The 1,937-nt window shown below is 58.7% G+C and carries 1 protein-coding gene; it reads left to right on the top strand.

The window, feature by feature from the left end; genetic code table 11:
* The first annotated feature begins 190 nt into the window (after positions 1 to 190).
* On the top strand, positions 191 to 1,849 hold the full coding sequence (locus AC27E8_RS14770; RefSeq protein WP_487100047.1) for an IS1634 family transposase: 1,659 nt from the start codon (positions 191 to 193) through the stop codon (positions 1,847 to 1,849).
* Positions 1,850 to 1,937: the final 88 nt, after the last annotated feature.

The following is a 1,937-nucleotide window of genomic DNA, read 5'->3' as shown; positions in this document are numbered from 1 at the left end:
CCGACTTCGACAGTTGGACATAGCACGTAGACTCATGGATGGATGTGGGATCCTATTGCGGCGCGGCTTGTCGGACTTATCCACAGGCATGCGCCGTGTTTTCATTTGTATTTTTGTAGGCATGCGTTTTGTTGTGGATAACTTTATTTTGTCGTTTACAAGTTCGTAGTACATGCCGTATCATGTGGGCATGTATATCCGAGTCATTCGCCGAAAAAACAAGAACGGTTCTGTCACCGGTTACGTGCAGTTGGCCCATAACTATCGCGATCCTAACACCGGCCAGCCCAAGGCCAAGGTCCTCTACACCTTCGGCCGCGAAGACGAAATCGACCTCGAGGCCCTCCGGCGCCTTGCCCAGAGCATCCATCGCTTCGTTGGCGACGAGTTTACCGCCGGACGTGGTCAGTCGGAGGGCATCCAAACCACGCTGCTGGATAGCCGTCCTATGGGAGGGGCGTATCTGCTAGACGAGCTGTGGCGACAGCTTGGATTGGATGAGGTCTTGCGAGAGCGGCTTGCCGACCGGAAGTTTAAGGCGGCTGTCGAGCGTGTCATCTTCGCCATGGTCGCCAATCGCGCGTTGGCGCCAAGCAGCAAGCTGGCCATGGAAGAATGGGTCGACCGTGAAGTGGCTCTCCCCGGGATGACCGAGTTGGACGTGTGGCAGGCATATCGGGCTATGGACTTTCTCCATGATGTGGCGGAAGACCTGCAATACGAGGTCTTCCGGCGAGTGAGCGATCTCTTGAACCTGGACGTGGACCTTCTGTTCTTTGACACGACCTCCACGTACTTCGAGACGGAGGACGAGTCGGACGACAGTCTGCGACGCAAGGGGTATTCCAAAGACCACCGGCCCGACTTGCCTCAGGTGGTGATCGGGCTTGCGGTGACGCGGGACGGCATCCCCGTCCGCTGCTGGACGTGGCCTGGCAACACAGCGGACATGAGCGTGGTCGAGGAGGTCAAACAGGACCTCATCGGTTGGCGGCTTGGTCGCGTGATCACGGTCGTGGATCGAGGTTTCGTCTCAGAGAGCAATTTGCGGATCCTGCAACGCGCCGGGGGTCACTACATCGCTGGGGAGAAGATGACCTCTGGGAAACCAGCGGTGGAAGCGGCGTTGGCGCGCCCTGGACGTTTTCGTGAGCTTCGTCCCAACCTGAAAGTGAAGGAGGTCGTGGTGGGAGACGGAGAGGCCCGGGTCCGTTACGTGTTGGCGTTCAATCCCGAGGAAGCCAAACGCGATGAGGCGCGGCGGGAGGCCATGTTGCGCGAGCTTCGGATGGAGTTGGAACGCCTCAAAGAGCTTCAGGGCGAAGCGCACACGAAGGCCCACTGTCGGCTTGCGAGCCATCCCACGTTCAAGCGTTATCTGAAACAGGACCGATGGGGAAACCTGCGGATTGACCCGGAGGCTGTGCGGCAAGCGGCTCATCTGGACGGGAAGTACCTGATCCGCACCTCCGACGACACGCTGTCCGTGGACGATGTGGCGCTGGGATACAAGCAGCTTTTGATGGTGGAGTCAGCGTTTCGTACCCTGAAGACGACGTTGGACATACGTCCTGTGTATCACCGGAAGGACGAGCGCATTCGGTCGCACGTGCTGCTGTGCTGGCTGGCCTTGTTGTTGGTGCGCATCGCTGAAGTCCAAACTGGGCGGACATGGTCAGACATCCGCTCTCACATGCAAGCGATGCACCGGGTGACGAAGAGCACGCCGGAAGGGATTGTCGTGCAGCGGACAGAGACGACAGAGGCGCAGCGGGAGATCCTGCGAGCCTTGAGGATCAAGGAACCGCCGAGGATCCTGAAGGTAGAACCTCGGGCAAGAGGGCTGTAGACACTACGCGAGTTATCCACAGGTCCCACGAATCCGCATCGGCCATGGGTTTGTGGGACTTTGTATGACTACCAAGTGTCGAAGTCGG

It is taken from the genome of Alicyclobacillus sp. CIJ1 (genome assembly GCF_057538885.1).
The sequence above is the reverse complement of the archived record's forward strand: the minus strand, read 5'-3'. Positions and strand labels throughout refer to the sequence as shown.

Bases quoted from the DNA above. Each gene is read 5' to 3' on its own strand.
- AC27E8_RS14770 (WP_487100047.1), top strand. From the start codon at position 191: ATGTATATCCGAGTCATTCGCCGAAAAAACAAGAACGGTTCTGTCACC.